The organism is Dyella sp. C9 (assembly GCF_003332825.1).
Classification (GTDB): Bacteria; Pseudomonadota; Gammaproteobacteria; order Xanthomonadales; family Rhodanobacteraceae; genus Dyella.
Genome location: NZ_QIRF01000003.1, coordinates 459647 through 475665, shown reverse-complemented (window position 1 = coordinate 475665; position 16019 = coordinate 459647). Strand labels below are relative to the sequence as shown.

The window sequence follows — 16019 nt, the reverse complement described above, 5'->3', positions numbered from 1 at the left end:
GCAAGGGGTTACGCCATCTCACTGAGACTGAAGGAGCGCAGGCGATCCTTCAGCTGGCGGGAATCGTGAGCACCATGCCCGCGTGGACGCTGCTGTCGCTGCTGATGCGGTTGGCGCTCTTGAGGGCACCGATGCTCACGCCGTACTGCTTGGCAATGCTGCGCAGGCTCTCGCCCTGCTCGACGCGATGCAGATCGCGCACGCCATCATCCGCACGTCCCGCGTCGGTATTGCCCGCCATGGCCTGCGCTACCGCCGTGCTGGCGCGCGCCGAGACGTCGTCATCGCCCTGCGACGAGGCCACGGCCGCCACGCCATTGCGGCGCGCTGCCTGCGCGGCGAACCAGCTGCCCGGGGGCGGCGTGGCTTCGAAATAACTACGCACGCCGCTCATCACCGCCGAAGCCAGCCGCGACTGGTGCGAGGGATCGCGCAGCTTGCGCTCTTCGTCCGGATTACTGATGAAGGCCGTTTCGACCAGGATCGAGGGCACGTCCGGCGAACGCAGCACCACGAAGTTCGCGCGCTCGACGTAACCGCGGTGGGTGGGGCCGAGGTTGCCCAGCGCCTTGAGCACGTTGCCGGCGACCGACTCACTGGCCTGCATGGAATAGCCCTGCTGCAGGTCCAGCAGCACGGCGGCGAGACCGTCGTTCTTGTCGTCCAGCGTGACGCCACCGATCAGGTCGGCACGGTTCTGGCCGTCGGCCAGCCATTGCGCCGCCATGTTGGTCTTTCCGCGCGGCGACAGCACCCACACCGACGAACCACGGGCGTCGCCATTGATGAAGGCGTCGGCGTGAATCGAGATGAACAGGTCCGCCGAGTTGTTGCGGGCGATCTGGTAACGCTGCTGTAAGGGGATGAAGAAATCCGCATTGCGCGTCAGCACGGCACGCATGCCGGGCTGCTGGTTGATCTGGTCGGCCAGCTGGCGCGCCACCGCCAGGGTGACATCCTTCTCCAGCGTTCCGCCCGGACCATGCGCGCCCGGGTCTTCGCCGCCGTGACCCGCGTCGACCGCGATCACCACCTTGCGTTCGCCGTTGAGCATGGCCGCCGCGGCACGCGTGGAGGCCATGCCGCTCTGGGTGGGCTTGAGGCCGGACTTGGTGGAAGAACGCGCAGGCGTCGGGTCAGGCACCGGATCGGACACCGGCGGCGCGGCGGAGGCCACGACCGGAGCGGCGTCGCCATCGCCGGACTTGGACGGCGCCGTGGACTTGGAGCTGACCACATTGCCGCCGGGGTACAGGTCGACCACCAGGCGATAGCCGTAATCGGCCTGCGGCTTCAGCAGGAAGCTCTTGACCATGCTGGCCGCCGCGATGGTGGCGGTGAGCCGCACATTACTGCCCTGCCGTGCCCCGGTGAGGCCCTTGTACAGGCCCTGCGCGCCCGGTGAGCTGAAGCTGCTGCTGATCGCACTGTCGTTGACGTCGACCGTGAGCTGGTCGCCGTCCTGCCGCAGCTTGTAGGTGACGGGACCGGAAACATCGAACACCACGCGGGTGTATTCCGGGCCGGCCCAGACGCGAGCGGCTTTCACATCGGCCGCGCGGGCGGCGCAAAAAGGCGCCAGGGCCAGCAAGGCCACGGCGGCGACCACAGCAGGATGCGTCCTATATCCCTTCATGGGGCGAAATTGAAGCCCAGGCGCCCGCCGAAAGCAAGAGGTTTTCCCTTGAATTTCCATAACCTGCGAAGTTTTTGTCAGGCAACGTCCAGCTATCGGCCGCAACCCGCGCAAACTGAAGGCTTACCTGCCCACATGGCGCCGGCAAGAATTCTCAAGACAGTCCGATACTTAGCGCGACCGAAGACTCAGGCGGCGCTGCCGACCCCAGCCTGCGCCAGCCGCGAGAGCACCCGGGTGCCACGTGCGCTACGCGGCTCGAACGTCGCGCTGCGGCCTGTGCCGGCATAGGCCAGGTGCACCACCATGTCGGCCGCCGGCAGGGCGCCAGCGCCGCGCTCCGGCCATTCCACCAGCACCAGCGCGGCAGGGTCGGACAGCGCATCCAGCCCCAGCCACTCAAGCTCGCCGGGGTCGGCGATGCGGTACAGATCCAGATGCCAGGACGGGCGCTGGCCGGCGCGATAGGACTCGATCAGGCTGTAGGTCGGACTCTTGATGCGCTCCCCCACACCCAGCGCACGCAGCAGGGCCCGCGCAAAGCTGGTCTTGCCGGCACCGAGGTCACCATGCAGGTACACCACCAGCCCTTCGTCGAGCACGCCTGCCAGGCGCACGGCCAGCGCGGCCGTGGCCGCTTCGTCGGCGAGTTCCCAGCGATGCTCGGTCATGATTCCCGTCCATTGAGCAGCAGCCGCAAGGGTTCCAGCAGGTCGGAGGCGATGAGCCCACGTTCGCCGCCACGGCGTGCGGCCAGGTCGCCCGCGCGTGCATGCAGGCCCACGCCGAGCGTGGCCGCCTGCCAGGGGTCACAGCCCTGGGCCATCAACGCGGCCACGATGCCGGTCAGCAGGTCACCCATGCCACCGGACGCCATGCCGGGATTGCCCCAGGGACACAGCGCGACCTGTCCCGCCGGATCGGCCACCAGGCTGCCCGCGCCCTTCAGCACCGCCACCACGCCGTAGCGCCGGGCCAGTTCGCGCACGGCGGCAAAGCGGTCCGCGCCGATTGCCGACGTATCGCAGCCCAGCAGGCGCGCTGCCTCGCCGGGGTGCGGGGTGATCACCGCAGGCACCGTGAATGTCCGCGGTTCGCGTGCCAGCAGGTTCAGGCCATCGGCATCCAGCACCAGCGGCAGGCCGGCATCCAGTGCGGTCAGCCATAGCGCATGCCCCCAGGCGCCCTGCCCCAGGCCCGGCCCCACCGCCAGCACGGAGGCCCGTTGCAGCAGCGGCTCCAGCGCTTGCGGGCCGTTCACGGCGTGCGCCATCAGTTCCGGGCGGGCGCAATTGAGCGCCAACAGGTGCTCACCGCGCGTGGCCACGCTGACCAGCCCCGCACCGCCCCGCAACGCCGCTTCGGCAGACAGCCGGATCGCCCCGGCGGTGCCATGTTCGCCCCCGATCGCCAGCACGTGGCCGTTGTCGCCCTTGTGCGCCTGACGTGGCCGCGGCGGCAGCGTGGCCGGCTGTAACAAGCGGGCATCCGGGCTGAAGCCTTGCCACAGCGCATCGGGCAGCCCGAGCGGATCGAGCTGCAATTGCCCGACGTAGCCGGGCGCCTGCCCGGTATGCAGGCCCCGCTTGGCCGCGATGAAACTGACCGTGACATCGGCGCGGACCGCCGTACCCGGCACTTCGCCGGTATCGGCGTTCACGCCGGAGGGCACGTCGAGCGCGAGCACCGGCGTACCCACGGCATGGATCTGTTGCACCAGCTGCGCGACATCGGGCGCCAGTGCACGCTGCAGGCCCGTGCCGAACAAGGCATCGACCTGCACCTGTGCATCGGGCAACACGGGTTGCCCACGCCACACATGCACCACGCCGCCCGCCTGCTCGAACACGCGGCGCGCGCGCTGGGCATCCTCGCCCCGGCTCTCGCCCAGCGCGACCACTTCCGCATGCAGGCCCGCCTCACGCGCCAGCGCCGCCAGCAGGAAGCCATCGCCGCCGTTGTTGCCGACGCCGCAGTACACCGCGATGCGGCGCGCCTGGGGCCAGTGCGCGCGCAGGCACACCAGCGCGGCGGCCGCGGCGCGCTCCATCAGCTCGTAGCCGGGAATGCCAAGTTCGTGGATGGCGTGATGATCGAGCGCCCGCACCTGTTCGACGGTGTAGAGCTCGTGACGATGGACGCTGGCAGTCATGCGTCGATTATAGGCATGGCCGCCGCGGGCACCGAACGCCAGCGCCTACAATAGGCGCATGCCCGCCACCCTGCTCTCGCCCCACGACTACGCCATGCTGGCCAGCGACATCAAGCGCTGGGCGCGCGAACTGGGTTTTGCCGATGCCGGCATCACCGGCACGGCGCTGGGCGAGGACGAGCTGCATCTCAAGCGCTGGCTGGATGCGGGACATCATGGCGAGATGGAGTACATGGCCCGCCATGGCGACAAGCGCAGCCGCCCGGCGGAGCTGGAACCCGGCACGGTGCGCGTGATCACCGTGCGCATGGACTACGTGCCGCCAGGCACGCGCAACGCCTGGCACGTGCTGGAAGATCCCGAAGCCGGTTACGTGGCCCGCTACGCGCTGGGCCGCGACTACCACAAGCTGATGCGCAACCGGCTGCAGAAGCTGGCCGAGCGCATCCATGCGGCCATCGGCGACTTCGGCTATCGCGCCTTCGTCGATTCGGCGCCCGTGCTGGAAAAGGCACTGGCGCGCAACGCCGGGCTCGGCTGGATCGGCAAGCACACGGTGCTGATCAATCGCCGCGCGGGGTCCTATTTCTTCCTGGGCGAGCTGTATACCGACCTGCCGCTGCCGGTCGACGAGCCCGCCAGCGCGCATTGCGGCAGCTGCCGCCGCTGCATCGACATCTGCCCCACGCAGGCCATCGTTGCGCCGTACAAGCTCGACGCGCGGCGCTGCATTTCCTATCTCACGATCGAACTGCGCGGCAGCATTCCCGAGGAACTGCGCGAGCCCATCGGCAACCGCATCTTCGGCTGCGACGACTGCCAGCTGATCTGCCCGTGGAACAAGTTCGCGCAGGAGGCCACCGAGCCCGACTTCGCGCCGCGGCACCGGCTCGATGGCGCGAAGCTGGTGGAACTGTTCGGCTGGACCGAGCAGGAGTTCCTGCAGCGCACAGAGGGCATGGCGATACGACGCACCGGCTACGAGGGCTGGCTGCGCAACATCGCGGTGGCCCTGGGCAACGCACCACACACGCAGGAAGTGCGCGAGGCGCTGCTCGCCCGCGCGGAGCATCCGTCAGCCCTGGTGCGCGAGCACGTGGCGTGGGCCCTCGCCAGGCATCCGGCCTAGCGAAGCCCAGGCACTCCGCTTCAGCGGTTGTGACTGGCCAGCGTGAGCTGGCGCTCGCGGATGGCTTCGATCAGCGCCTGCGTGGCGCTGTCGAACGCGGAGGTGTCGCCTTCGCCGTTTTCCAGCGCGGGCAGGATCTGCCGCGCAATCGACTTGCCCAGCTCGACGCCCCACTGGTCGAACGCGTTGATGCCCCACAAGTGGCCGAGCATGAACACCTTGTGCTCGTACAGCGCAATCAGCGCGCCCAGGCTTTCCGGGGTCAGCGCATCGAGCAGGATGACGGTGCTCGGACGGTCACCCGGAAAGCTGCGCTGCGCGGCCAGTACGCGGCGCTCTTCCTCACTGCCCTGCTTCGCTTCCGCCAGCGCCTCGTCGAAGGTCTTGCCGAGTGCCAGCGCCGCGGCCTGCGCCAGCAGGTTGGACAGCAGCGCATCATGGTTGGCGTTGAGGTCGTGGGCCGGCTTCACCACGCCGATGAATTCCAGCAGCACCACGTCGGTCCCCTGGTGCAGCGCCTGGAAATAGGCGTGCTGGGCATTGGTGCCCACGCTGCCCCACACCACCGCCGAGGTGGACTGCGCCACTGGCTGACCCTGCGGCGTCACCTGCTTGCCCAGGCTCTCCATCTCCAACTGCTGCAGATAGGAAGTGAGGTCGGTGAGCAGGTCGGCGTAAGGCACCACGGCGCGACTGCCACGCTCCAGCCCGTTGCGGTTCCAGATCTCCACCAGGCTCAGCAGCACGGGCAGGTTCTGCTGCCACGACGCCGTGCGGAAGTGATCGTCGATCTGCGCAGCGCCCTTCAGCAGGGCATGGAAGTTGTAGGAGCCGATGGCCAGCGCCAGCGACAGGCCAACGGCCGACCACAGCGAAAAGCGGCCCCCGACGAAGTCCCACATGGGGTACACCTGCTCCGCCGGCACGCCCCAGCTTTCGGCAGCGGCGACGTTGGCGCTCACGGCGAGGAAGTGACGCGCGACCTTGCTGGCATCGCCATCGTAGGCACGACTGATCCAGTCGCGCATCACCGTGCCGTTGAGCAGGGTTTCCTGCGTGGTGAAGGTCTTGGACACCACCACCACCAGGGTGCGGCGCGGATCGAGCTCGCGCATCAGCTCATACGCCGACTGGCCGTCCACGTTGGTAAGGAAATGGCTGCGCAGGCCAGGCACGTGGTAGGGCGTCAGCGCGCGGACCGCAAGACGCGGCCCAAGGTCCGAGCCACCGATGCCGATGTTGACCACGTCGGTGATGCCGGGCGCAATGCCGAAGGCCGAGGCGTCACCCAGCCCCACCGCATGCACCAGCGCATCGATGCGCTTGAGCGTTGACTCGATCTCGTCCAGCGCCTCGCGTGGGGCCGGCGACGGCAGCGACGAACCGCTGGCACGCAAGGCCGTGTGCAGCACGGGACGGTGTTCGGAGGTATTGATCGGGGCACCGGCGAACATGGCATCGCGCGCCGCCTGCCAGCCACTGGCCTCGGCGTGCGCGCCCAGCGCGGCCAGCGCCTCCGCGTCGAGCTTCTGGCGACTGAGGTCGAGCAGCACAGGGCCGACACGATGGCGCAATCGATCGCCGCGCGCGTTGTCCTTCAGCAGCTCCCGCAGGTGCGTACGGGCCAGGCGGTCAACGTGCTCAGCCAGGAAGGACGGACGGCGCTCGTGCGACATGGGTGCTCATGCGTGGCGGGAGGGAACGCCGATCTTACGCAGCTTTCCGCATCTCGCGCCAGCAGGTTGATGCACCGCAAGAGAGCCCCGCCGGCAGGCGGGGCAGAAGACTTCAGGCCGCGGCCATCTGCTTGGGGATGGAGCGGTTGGTGTGCGAGATGCGGTTGTCGGCATCCACATACACCAGGGTCGGCTGGAACTGCTCGAGTTCCGCCTCGGCCAGCTGGCAGAACGCAGCAATGATGATCAGGTCGCCCGGCTGCGCGCGATGGGCCGCACTGCCATTCACCGAAATGATGCCGGAGCCTTCCTCTGCGCGCAGGGCGTAAGTGACGAAGCGCTTGCCGTTGTTGATGTTCCACGCATGGATCTGCTCGTACTCGCGAATGCCCGAGGCATCGAGCAGCAGGCCGTCGATCGCGATGGAGCCTTCGTAATGGAGCTCGGCGTGAGTCACCGTCGCACGGTGGATCTTGGCCTTGAGCATGTTCAGGTTCATGACTTCAGTTTCCGGCAGGTACAGCCCGCTTAGCGCGCCATTATCCGGCCGGGGCACGTCGCACCGCAACATGACCCGGCCTGCCCCTCAGATGGGGGCGTTCAGTCGAACAGCAAGTTGTCGATCAGGCGGGTGCTGCCCAGGCGCGCGGCAATCAGCGCCACCAGGCCCTCGCGCTCGCCCTCGGCGGGCTCGGCCAGATCCTCGGCGCGACGGATCGCCGCGTAATCGGGCTCGAAGCCCGCCCGGGCCAGCTTGTTGGCCGCCGCCTGCTCGACCACGCTGCGGGCGTGCCCCTTGGCGATCAGCTCGCGCATCTGCTGCAAGGTGGCGTAGATCTGGGTGGACAGCGCACGCTCGTCCGCCGACAGGTACTGGTTGCGCGAACTCAACGCCAGACCGTCATCGGCGCGCAGGGTCGAAGCCGCCATGATCTTCACCGGCAGCGAGAGGTCTCGCACCATGCGCTCGATCACCTTCAGCTGCTGGAAGTCCTTCTGCCCGAACACGGCCAAGTCCGGCTGCACCAGGTTGAACAGCTTGCACACCACCGTGGCCACGCCGTCGAAATGGCCCGGGCGATGGGCGCCCTCCAGCGTCTCGGTCAGCTGCGGCACGTGGATGCTGACGCTGTTTTCCGGGCCGAAGGGATAGATCGTGGCCACTTCGGGCGCAAACAGCAGGTCGCACTCCTGTTCGGCCAGGCCCACCTGGTCCTGCACGAGCGTGCGCGGATAACGGGAGAAATCCTCGCTCGGCCCGAACTGGGTGGGATTGACGAACACGCTCGCCACCACGCGATCGGCGCGAGCGCGGGCCAGCTTGATCAGCGAGTGATGGCCGGCGTGCAGGTTGCCCATGGTGGGCACGAAGCCCACGGTCTGGCCCTGGCCACGCCATCCGCGGATCACGGCGCGCAGCGCCGCAGCGTCTTGCACTGTCTGCATGGTTCTTTGCTCTACCGGGTCAGTCGAAGCAGTGTTCCGGCGCCGGGAAGGCGCCGCTGCGCACATCCTCGGCGTAGGCCGCAATCGCTGCGGCCACCGAGTCGCGTCCTGCGAGGAAATCCTTGCTGAACTTCGGGCGCTTGCCCGGGGTGATGCCCAGCATGTCGTGGATCACCAGCACCTGCCCGTCGCAATGCGGACCGGCACCGATGCCGATGGTCGGGATGGAGACGGCGCGCGTGATGCGCTCGCCCAGCACAGTGGGAATGCCTTCCAGCACCAGCAGCGTGGCGCCGGCAGCCTCGACGGCCTTGGCCTGCGCGACCAGTTCGTCGGCCGCCTCCTGCGCACGTCCCTGGATGCGGAAACCACCGAACTTGTGCACCGACTGCGGCGTGAGGCCCAGGTGCGCGCATACCGGGATCACCCGCTCCACCAGCGCGGCAATGATATCCAGGATATGCGGGGAGGCTCCCTCGATCTTGACCATTGCCGCACCACCCTCGCCCACCAGGCGGGCGCCGGCTTCCAGCGCGTGCGGCACGTCGCGATCGGCCATGAATGGTAGGTCGGCCACCAGCAACGTGGCGCCGAGTCCGCGCGCGACCAGGCTGGTGTGATAGACCATGTGGTCCAGCGTCACCGGCAGCGTGCTCGCATGCCCCTGCACCACCATGCCCAGCGAATCGCCGACCAGGGCGACATCGACGCCGGCCAGCTCCAATTGCACGGCGAAACTGGCGTCGTAGGCCGTGAGCATGACGATGCGGCGCCCCTCAGCCTTCATCGTAAGCAAGGACGGCACGGTAACCGGCTTGCGCGTGGGAGCGTTCGCTTTCTGCGCGTACACAACGATGTCCTAGAGCGGGAACAGGCGCGGATTATCCCGCGCGGAACGTGAAGGGCTCAAGGCAGCCGCTCACAACCGGTCGTATCGAGCCTCGCCAGCAGCTCCTCCACCCGCCCCTGGCCGGGCACGAGCAGCTCCGGCGCCAGGTCATGCAGCGGCAACAGCACGAATGCGCGCTCCTGGATGCGCGGATGAGGCAACTGCAGGCGGTCGTCGGCAAGCGACACGCCGTCGACATGCAGGACATCGAGATCGAGGGTGCGCGGCCCCCAGCGCTCCCCGTCTCGCACGCGGCCGGCAGCACGTTCAATGGCCAGCAGTGCGTCGAGCAGCGCGTGAGGAGCCAGCCCCGTATCGATGTGCGCCACCGCATTGATGAAAGGCGGCTGCTCGAGCACGCCCCACGGTGGCGTCAGGTACAGCGGTGACTGGGCCAACAGCCGCGTATCAGGCAGAGTCGCCAGCGCACGCAGCGCGGCCAGTACCTGGCCGCGCGCATCCCCGAGATTGCTACCCAGCGCGATATACGCTTCGGTCACGCCGGATCCGATTTGCCGGCCTTGCTGGCGGGTTTGCGGCGACGGCGCTTGCGCGGCTTGGGCAGGGCCGGCTCCGCACTACCACCCGGTGCTGCCGAGCTGCCCGCCAGGGCGGCAGCCAGCGTCTCATGCGGCAACTGCTGCGCGTGCTCCCACCACTGGCCGAGCTCACGGATGGAGGGCGATTCGGCCGCACGCAGCAACAGGAAGTCGAACGCCGCGCGGAAACGCGGGTGCGCCATCAGGCGGAACACGCGCTTGCGCTGCACCTGCTCGAAGCGCGGCTGCAATGCCCAGATCTCTTCCATGGTCAGCGTGAAACGACGCGGGATCGCCACGCGCTGGCACTGCTCGGCCACCACGTGGGTGGCGGCCCGTTCCCAGGCGGCGTTGGGCTCCACGCCCTTGGTGATCCACGTATGCGCCAGGTCTCGCACCTCGCCCCACAGAAGCACGGCGAACAGAAAGGCCGGCGTCACCGACTTGCCCTCGGCCACGCGTGCATCGGTATTGGCCAAACCCTGCTCGACCAGTGCCCGCAGCGCCTCGTCGCCGCGCTTGAGCGCGCGCGCGGTGGCCGGGAACATGTACTTCAGCAGGCCGGTCTGTTCGAGCATGTGGAAGCTCTTGAGGCCATGCCCGGCCAGGAACAGCTTGAGCGATTCATCGAACAGGCGCGCCGGCGCGGCATCGGCCAGCAGTGGCCCCAGTTCGTCGAACGGAGCCGCGGCGGCGGCATCGATGCGGAAATTGAGTTTGGCCGCCAGGCGCACGGCGCGCAGCATGCGCACGGGATCCTCGCGATAGCGCGTGGCCGGATCGCCGATCAGGTGCAGCACGCGGTTTTCCACGTCCTGCATGCCGCCGACATAATCGCGCACCGAGAAATCGCTGATGTCGTAATAGAGCGCGTTCACGCGGAAGTCGCGACGGATCGCATCCTCCTCGATGCTGCCCCACACGTTGTCCCGCACGATCCGCCCATCGACGATGTGGCGATCACCGTCGCCCTCCTCCTCGCCGGTGCCGCGGAACGTGGCAACCTCAATGATCTCCGGCCCGTAGACCACATGGGCAAGGCGGAAGCGGCGGCCGATCAGCCGCGAGTTGCGGAACAGCTTCTTCACCTCGTCCGGCGTGGCATTGGTGGCCACGTCGAAGTCCTTGGGGTGGCCGCCTAGCAGCAGGTCGCGCACAGCGCCACCGACGAGATAGGCCTGGTAGCCGGCTTCGTTCAGGCGGTACAGCACGCGCAGCGCAGCCTTGCTGATGTTCTTGCGCGAAATCACGTGCTGCTCGCGCGGAATGATGCGCAGTGCAGGTGTGGCGGTAGTCCTTGCGTCGTGACTCAAGCGGTTTGGATCCTTGCAGGCGCCAGGCGCCATTCAAAGCGATCAGTCGCGGCACCATGCCGCATCCCATGCCCTGCCGGCGCCACCGGGCGCCCTGCAGGGGCCGTTTCGCAACAGGCGACAAAAGTCGCTCCCGGGCATTGCCGGACGAAACAATTCCGTTATACTAGCGCGCTCCGGTGCATTTCGCTCCCTTCGTCTAGTGGCCTAGGACACCGCCCTCTCAAGGCGGGAACACGAGTTCGAACCTCGTAGGGAGCGCCACTTCCGGCCTGGCACGGGCCGCGTCCATATCCACGAGGCGCGCGACAGCATGACTTTTGTCGTTACCGACAACTGTATCAAGTGCAAGTACACCGATTGCGTCGAGGTCTGCCCGGTCGACGCCTTCCACGAAGGCCCCAATTTCCTGGTGATCAATCCGGACGAGTGCATCGATTGCACCTTGTGCGAACCGGAGTGCCCGATCAACGCGATCTATCCCGAGGACGACGTGCCTGCCGGCCAGGAATCGTTCGTTGCGCTGAATGCCGACCTGGCCAAGAGCTGGCCGGTGATCACCGAGCGCAAGGATGCCCTTCCCGACGCCAAGGACTGGGAAAACAAGCCCAACAAGATCGACCTGCTGCAGCGCTGAACTTCGCATCGCACGGGCACGGCCACCTCGATGGCCACCGGACCGGCTTGAATCCACAAGAAAACGCCGCCCTTGGGCGGCGTTTTGCTTGCTGTCGGGCAAGGCTCAGCTGCCGCCGAGGCGACCCTTGAGCGCATCGATGACCTTGGCCACGGCCGAGGCATCACCCTGCGCGCGCACTTCAGCCGCCTTGGCACCACTGCCACCCACGGTCAGCGTGACCTGGTGAGGCGCCGCGCCCGGGGCGTCGGCGCCCTGCTTGGACTTGCCATTGAACATGCTGCTGAAGAAGCCCTTCTTCTCGACCGGCTGGTCCGACGCCACCACGCTCAGCGTGTACGTATGCGCGTCATCGTCGTGACCCAGCACCTGGCCGATGTCACCCGCTTCCAGCGCCTGGCCGACACGACGGTAGGTGCCGTCGATGCTGTCATTCACCACGAAACCGTCGGCGATGGTGCCGCCGCCCTTGCCGAAGCGGGCCGTGGCGCCGTTGGCGGTCGGGTTGTTGGCGCCCTGCTCAGGAATGACCAGCGCGGCGCTGGTGGACGGCGTGTCCATGCCCGGCGGGATCTCCAGCGGCGTTTCCTGTTTTGCGGTTTCCCAGGCCTTCTGCGAACGGAACATGCCGCAGCCCGAAAGCATCAAGGCGGACAAGGCCAGCACCGGCAGGGCCACGACAAGCGGGGATTTCTTCATGTAAGCAGATTCCGTAGGAGTATCAGTTGCCCGAAACATCAGGCCGCATTCGCCAAGGATGCCAGACCCGACAGCGCTTCGCGAAGCCGCGCGCGGTCCGGACCATCCTCCAATTCAACCAGGGGCAGGCGTGGCGCCGCCAACCCCAACCCCAGCGACGGCAGGCCGGCCTTGACCGCAATCGGGTTCGGCGCGCAGTTGAGCGCCTCCACCAATGGCGCCAGCGCCGCGTCGCAACGCAGCGCCTCCTGCCGGTCCCCGGCCGTGGCCGCGTCGCACAACATGCGAAACGCACGAGGCACCAGATTGGCTACCACCGAGATGGTGCCGGCGCCCCCTGCCAGCATGGCCTTGGCTGCCGTGCCGTCGTCACCGGACAGATAGACGAAATCCGGGCGCGCAAGTTCCGCATTGGCACGAATGCGCTCATCGGAGCTCAGGGCGTCCTTGATGCCTACGATGGAAGGATGGTCCCGCAGCACCGCCACCGTCTCCGGCAGCAGGTCGCAGGCGGTGCGGGTGGGCACGTTGTACAACAGCACCGGCAGGCCGCCGTGCTCCGCCACCTCCAGGAAATGGCGGCGCAGGCCCTCCTGGGTGGGGCGAACGTAGTACGGCGCGACGACCAGGGCGGCCTCCGCGCCCAGGGCCTTGGCGCGACGGGTCAGGGCCACCGTCTTGGCGGTGCCCGCCTCACCGGTACCGGCGATCACCGGGATACGCCCGGCGACCCGCTCCACCGCAAAAGCCAGCAGGCGCTCGTATTCCTCGTGCTCGAGCATGTGCGCCTCGCCGGTGGAACCGGCCACGACCACGCCCTCCGTGCCGCCCTCGAGCTGGTAATCGAGCAAACGCCCGAAAGCCGCCAGATCGAGCGCACCGTCCGCCGCGAACGGCGTGACCAGTGCACAGATGCTTCCACGAATGTTCAAGACCCACTCCGGCCAAAATCCAAGCCCTGCATATTACTTGCGGCTTCAAGGGGGCGACAAGTAAGCTCGGAAGATCGACCTTCACCCCGCCCCGGGCGGGGTCGCCACAGGTGAACTCCTTGAATCGTTCCTCCGCGCGCTCCGGCACTGACCACCAGCTGCTGATCCAGACGCTGACCCCTTCACCGCGGACCCCGCTGCTCACCCTTGCCAAACGGATCGCCGAAGCCGGCTGCAACCTGGCGGATGCCCGCGTGGCCACCCTCGGGCCGGATACCTCGCTGACCCTGCTGGCCACCGGTGCCTGGGACGCCGTGGCCAAGCTGGAGACGGCGCTGGGCAAGCTGGCGCGCGACGAGGACCTGCGCCTGGTGCATTACCGCACCGGGCCGCGCGAGCACCACTCGCACCTGCTGCCCTACCTGATCGAAGTGATCTCGGCCGACCGGCCGGGCATCCTGGTGAAGATCATCGATTTCTTCGACCGCCGCGACATCGTCATCGAGCAGCTCAGCTCGCTGCGCTACCAGGCGATGCAGACCGGCGCGGAAATGTTCCAGGCGCAGATCACCATCGGCATTCCGGCGGCGACGCATATCGCCGCGCTGCGCGATGATTTCCTGGAATTCTGTGATGGCCTGAATCTCGACGCGATCATGGATCCGGTGAAGTTCTGAATCGCCGCGGCCGCGGCGCCAGCGGCATTTTCGGAAACAGGCGCGGGGCCTTGGAGCATGCTCCTGCAGGTCTGCGCCTGCAAGGGCTGGCATTCGGCGACACAAGCGTTAGTCTCTGTACCCAGGCAGCACCGGAGTACACGCATGCAGCAGGCCGCACGGGCAAAACCCCTCGCAGGTGATGTGCCTGCCGCCCGCATGCCATCCCTCGCTGCCGCCCTTCCCCCGACCTCCACCCTTCAGTCGAAGCCGTGCACGGCTTCGCAGGAGAACTCATGCCTGAAGTTGGCAAGAAAGTCCCCAAGCTCAAGGGCTCCACTGGCGACGGCAGCGAGCTGAAGCTCGACGGCCTCAAGGGCCAGTGGGTGGTGGTGTACTTCTATCCGAAGGACAGCACGCCCGGCTGCACCAACGAAGCGAAGGACTTCCGCGACCTGTACCCCTCGTTCCAGAAGCGGCACGCGCAGATCATCGGCGTGTCACGCGACTCGGTGAAATCCCACGCCAATTTCACCGCCAAGCAGGAACTGCCGTTCCCGCGGGTCTCGGACCCGGATGAAACCTGGTGCCAGGCCTTCGACGTGATCCACGAGAAGGTGCTGTATGGAAAACGTCACATGGGTGTCGTACGAAGTACCTTCCTGATCGACCCCGAAGGCAGGCTGGCCCAGGAATGGCGCAACGTGAAAGTCCCCGGACACGCCCAGGCCGTGCTCGACGCCATCCCCGCCAAGTGACCCCCGACCGCCTATCCCGCCGCCCCGCCCCCGGCCCCGCCGGCCGGCTGGGGGCGACGGCGACCGGTTTTCCGGCCCGCCGGGCCGGCTCCCCGCGGCATGCCCCATGCCGCGGTTCTTCCACCTCGCACGCCCAAGAGGTTCCTTCCGTATGACCGGAAGCAAGCGCATCTACGCTCTGGACACCAACGTATTGCTGCACGACCCGACCTCGCTGTTCCGCTTCGAGGAGCACGACGTCTTCATTCCCATGACGGTGCTGGAGGAGCTGGACGAGAAAAAGAAAGGCGCGTCGGAAGTCTCGCGCAACGGTCGCCAGGTCAGCCGTTTCCTCAACGAGCTGATCGAACGCGGCAATGGGCACGGCATCAGCAACGGCCTGGAACTGATCAGCCCGCAGGGCGTGAACCTCAAGCGCGCCGGCGGCGTGGGGCGGCTGTATTTCCAGCAACGCACGACCAACGGTCACGGCAAGGCCGACAACCAGATCCTGTCGGCGGTGAGCGAACTGCGCGAGCAGCATCCGGATCACGCCGTGATCCTGGTGAGCAAGGACATCAACCTGCGCATCAAGGCCAAGATCTACGGCATCCATGCGGAGGATTACGAGAACGATCGCGCGCTCGACGATTTCACCCTGCTCTACACCGGCTCCACCGCGCTTCCCGAGGATTTCTGGGATCGCCATCCCGAAGTGCAGTCGTGGAACGAACGCGGCCGCACCTATTACAAGGTCGACCGTCTCGAGGACGAGGACTGGCACGCCAACCAGTGCCTGTACCTGCCGGGCGACAACAGCGTGGAACTGCGCGTGCTGCACGTGGACGACGTGCGGGCCACGCTGGTGCTGCTGGACGATCACAGCCACGCCAACCATGCGGTATGGGGCATCGCCGCGCGCAACCGCGAGCAGAATTTCGCGCTGAACGTACTGATGGACCCGGACATCGACTTCGTCACCCTGCTCGGCACTGCCGGCACCGGCAAGACGCTGCTGGCGCTGGCCGCGGGCCTGGCGCAGGTGATGGACCAGCAGCGTTATCGCGAGATCATCATGACCCGTGCCACGGTGTCGGTGGGCGAGGACATCGGCTTCCTGCCCGGCACCGAGGAAGAAAAGATGACGCCGTGGATGGGCGCGCTGACCGACAACCTCGAGGTGCTTGCCAATCCGGAGGAAGGCGGCAGCTGGGGACGACAGGCCACCAACGACCTGCTTGCCTCGCGCATCAAGATCCGTTCGCTGAACTTCATGCGTGGACGCACCTTCCTGTCGCGCTACCTGATCATCGACGAGGCGCAGAACCTCACGCCCAAGCAGATGAAGACACTGATCACCCGCGCCGGCCCCGGCACCAAGATCGTCTGCCTGGGCAACGTGGAGCAGATCGACACGCCCTACCTCACCGAAACCACCTCCGGCCTCACCTACGCGGTGGACCGCTTCAAGCATTGGGCACACTCGGCGCACATCACCCTGCGTCGCGGCGAACGCTCGCGGCTGGCGGACTTCGCGTCGGAGGCGTTGTAGCGTCGACGCGGCCCTCATCGATACCC

At 67.2% G+C, this 16019-nt stretch carries 16 protein-coding genes and 1 tRNA gene; 6 read left to right on the top strand and 11 right to left on the bottom strand.

Going from position 1 to position 16019, the window contains the following annotated elements:
• Nucleotides 1-49 precede the first annotated feature (49 nt).
• The 3 genes from DVU99_RS06845 to DVU99_RS06835 all read right to left on the bottom strand — a co-directional run bounded on the left by DVU99_RS06845 (nucleotide 50) and on the right by DVU99_RS06835 (nucleotide 3788).
• Nucleotides 50-1636: an N-acetylmuramoyl-L-alanine amidase gene (locus tag DVU99_RS06845; RefSeq protein WP_114239441.1), complete on the bottom strand. Its 1587-nt coding sequence runs from the start codon at nucleotides 1634-1636 to the stop codon at nucleotides 50-52.
• Nucleotides 1637-1824: 188 nt separating this feature from the next.
• Complete coding sequence (gene tsaE / locus DVU99_RS06840; RefSeq protein WP_114239440.1) at nucleotides 1825-2307, bottom strand: tRNA (adenosine(37)-N6)-threonylcarbamoyltransferase complex ATPase subunit type 1 TsaE; 483 nt, start codon at nucleotides 2305-2307, stop codon at nucleotides 1825-1827.
• A complete protein-coding gene (locus DVU99_RS06835) occupies nucleotides 2304-3788 on the bottom strand; it encodes an NAD(P)H-hydrate dehydratase (protein WP_114239439.1) in 1485 nt (494 codons plus the stop codon). Before DVU99_RS06835 ends, tsaE begins: the two co-directional genes overlap by 4 nt.
• Nucleotides 3789-3846: 58 nt before the next feature.
• On the opposite strand from DVU99_RS06835, the gene queG reads away from it, so the two are divergent.
• Complete coding sequence (gene queG / locus DVU99_RS06830) at nucleotides 3847-4917, top strand: tRNA epoxyqueuosine(34) reductase QueG (RefSeq protein WP_114239438.1); 1071 nt, start codon at nucleotides 3847-3849, stop codon at nucleotides 4915-4917.
• A gap of 20 nt (nucleotides 4918-4937) precedes the next feature.
• Here the strand turns inward: queG and pgi are convergent, their stop codons facing one another.
• The 6 genes from pgi to pcnB form a co-directional block, all read right to left on the bottom strand.
• A complete protein-coding gene (gene pgi, locus DVU99_RS06825) occupies nucleotides 4938-6593 on the bottom strand; it encodes a glucose-6-phosphate isomerase (RefSeq protein ID WP_114239437.1) in 1656 nt (551 codons plus the stop codon).
• A 112-nt stretch (nucleotides 6594-6705) separates the two neighbouring features.
• Nucleotides 6706-7092 carry an aspartate 1-decarboxylase gene (gene panD / locus DVU99_RS06820; RefSeq protein WP_114239436.1) on the bottom strand — a complete coding sequence of 129 codons (387 nt, stop codon included), beginning with the start codon at nucleotides 7090-7092 and terminating at the stop codon, nucleotides 6706-6708.
• A gap of 101 nt (nucleotides 7093-7193) precedes the next feature.
• Nucleotides 7194-8039 (bottom strand): pantoate--beta-alanine ligase, encoded by an 846-nt coding sequence (gene panC, locus DVU99_RS06815; protein WP_114239435.1) that lies wholly within the window; start codon nucleotides 8037-8039, stop codon nucleotides 7194-7196.
• 19 nt (nucleotides 8040-8058) lie between these two features.
• Nucleotides 8059-8889 carry a 3-methyl-2-oxobutanoate hydroxymethyltransferase gene (gene panB, locus DVU99_RS06810; RefSeq protein ID WP_114239434.1) on the bottom strand — a complete coding sequence of 277 codons (831 nt, stop codon included), beginning with the start codon at nucleotides 8887-8889 and terminating at the stop codon, nucleotides 8059-8061.
• A 56-nt stretch (nucleotides 8890-8945) separates the two neighbouring features.
• Nucleotides 8946-9428, bottom strand: a complete 483-nt coding sequence (folK, locus tag DVU99_RS06805; protein ID WP_114239433.1) for a 2-amino-4-hydroxy-6-hydroxymethyldihydropteridine diphosphokinase — start codon at nucleotides 9426-9428, stop codon at nucleotides 8946-8948.
• Nucleotides 9425-10780, bottom strand: a complete 1356-nt coding sequence (gene pcnB, locus DVU99_RS06800; RefSeq protein WP_114239493.1) for a polynucleotide adenylyltransferase PcnB — start codon at nucleotides 10778-10780, stop codon at nucleotides 9425-9427. The genes folK and pcnB overlap by 4 nt, the downstream gene beginning before the upstream one ends.
• A gap of 188 nt (nucleotides 10781-10968) precedes the next feature.
• On the opposite strand from pcnB, the gene DVU99_RS06795 reads away from it, so the two are divergent.
• Nucleotides 10969-11044: transfer RNA gene (locus tag DVU99_RS06795), tRNA-Glu, on the top strand.
• A gap of 49 nt (nucleotides 11045-11093) precedes the next feature.
• The gene (gene fdxA / locus DVU99_RS06790; protein ID WP_114239432.1) at nucleotides 11094-11417 is read left to right on the top strand and encodes a ferredoxin FdxA; all 324 of its coding nucleotides are present in this window, start codon (nucleotides 11094-11096) and stop codon (nucleotides 11415-11417) included.
• 105 nt (nucleotides 11418-11522) lie between these two features.
• Here the strand turns inward: fdxA and DVU99_RS06785 are convergent, their stop codons facing one another.
• Together DVU99_RS06785 and dapA are read right to left on the bottom strand one after the other, a co-directional pair.
• On the bottom strand, nucleotides 11523-12116 hold the full coding sequence (locus DVU99_RS06785; protein WP_114239431.1) for a hypothetical protein: 594 nt from the start codon (nucleotides 12114-12116) through the stop codon (nucleotides 11523-11525).
• A 38-nt stretch (nucleotides 12117-12154) separates the two neighbouring features.
• Nucleotides 12155-13048: a 4-hydroxy-tetrahydrodipicolinate synthase gene (dapA, locus tag DVU99_RS06780; RefSeq protein WP_114239430.1), complete on the bottom strand. Its 894-nt coding sequence runs from the start codon at nucleotides 13046-13048 to the stop codon at nucleotides 12155-12157.
• Nucleotides 13049-13158: 110 nt separating this feature from the next.
• Between dapA and DVU99_RS06775 the strand changes: the two genes are divergently transcribed.
• From DVU99_RS06775 to DVU99_RS06765, 3 genes are all read left to right on the top strand, one after another.
• Nucleotides 13159-13725, top strand: coding sequence for a glycine cleavage system protein R (locus DVU99_RS06775; protein WP_114239429.1), 567 nt, complete (start codon nucleotides 13159-13161; stop codon nucleotides 13723-13725).
• Nucleotides 13726-14000: 275 nt separating this feature from the next.
• Entirely contained in the window at nucleotides 14001-14462 is a 462-nt protein-coding gene (locus tag DVU99_RS06770; protein WP_114239428.1) for a peroxiredoxin, read from the top strand.
• Between the two features lie 151 nt (nucleotides 14463-14613).
• Entirely contained in the window at nucleotides 14614-15993 is a 1380-nt protein-coding gene (locus DVU99_RS06765; RefSeq protein ID WP_114239427.1) for a PhoH family protein, read from the top strand.
• Nucleotides 15994-16019 lie beyond the last annotated feature (26 nt).

Coding starts and splice junctions, on each gene's coding strand:
- panC (WP_114239435.1), bottom strand. CDS start 8,039: ATGCAGACAGTGCAAGACGCTGCGGCGCTGCGCGCCGTGATCCGCGGA.
- pgi (WP_114239437.1), bottom strand. CDS start 6,593: ATGTCGCACGAGCGCCGTCCGTCCTTCCTGGCTGAGCACGTTGACCGC.
- DVU99_RS06785 (WP_114239431.1), bottom strand. CDS start 12,116: ATGAAGAAATCCCCGCTTGTCGTGGCCCTGCCGGTGCTGGCCTTGTCC.
- DVU99_RS06765 (WP_114239427.1), top strand. CDS start 14,614: ATGACCGGAAGCAAGCGCATCTACGCTCTGGACACCAACGTATTGCTG.
- fdxA (WP_114239432.1), top strand. CDS start 11,094: ATGACTTTTGTCGTTACCGACAACTGTATCAAGTGCAAGTACACCGAT.
- DVU99_RS06845 (WP_114239441.1), bottom strand. CDS start 1,636: ATGAAGGGATATAGGACGCATCCTGCTGTGGTCGCCGCCGTGGCCTTG.
- panD (WP_114239436.1), bottom strand. CDS start 7,092: ATGAACCTGAACATGCTCAAGGCCAAGATCCACCGTGCGACGGTGACT.
- DVU99_RS06770 (WP_114239428.1), top strand. CDS start 14,001: ATGCCTGAAGTTGGCAAGAAAGTCCCCAAGCTCAAGGGCTCCACTGGC.
- tsaE (WP_114239440.1), bottom strand. CDS start 2,307: ATGACCGAGCATCGCTGGGAACTCGCCGACGAAGCGGCCACGGCCGCG.
- DVU99_RS06835 (WP_114239439.1), bottom strand. CDS start 3,788: ATGACTGCCAGCGTCCATCGTCACGAGCTCTACACCGTCGAACAGGTG.
- queG (WP_114239438.1), top strand. CDS start 3,847: ATGCCCGCCACCCTGCTCTCGCCCCACGACTACGCCATGCTGGCCAGC.